The sequence below is a fragment of the Microvirga pakistanensis genome (genome assembly GCF_004458765.1).
Classification (GTDB): Bacteria; Pseudomonadota; Alphaproteobacteria; order Rhizobiales; family Beijerinckiaceae; genus Microvirga; species Microvirga pakistanensis.
The window spans coordinates 1-223 of record NZ_SPJX01000106.1 but is presented as its reverse complement, the minus strand read 5'-3'; the positions used below and the strand labels follow the sequence as shown (position 1 = coordinate 223).

At 70.4% G+C, this 223-nt stretch carries 1 protein-coding gene; it reads left to right on the top strand.

What is annotated here, in order from left to right; genetic code table 11:
• A partial coding sequence (locus E4K09_RS03075) for an esterase-like activity of phytase family protein (RefSeq protein ID WP_193557240.1) occupies positions 1-223 on the top strand: 223 nt, incomplete at both ends.

Genomic DNA, 223 nt, shown 5'->3' with positions numbered 1-223 from the left:
GGTGGGCATCGCGGAAGGCGGACGCGGCTTCATCCTCACGGGTGCCCGGCCGGGAGCGTTCACGGTGCTCCTCCGCGACGGCTACGACGTGACGGACCTGGCGTTCCTCGATTCCGGCGAAGCGCTCATCCTCGAGCGCCGCTTCTCGCTGTTCGGCGGCTTTTCATGCCGCCTGCGCCGGATCGCGTCCCATGCGGTCAAGCCCGGGGCGAGCCTCGATGGC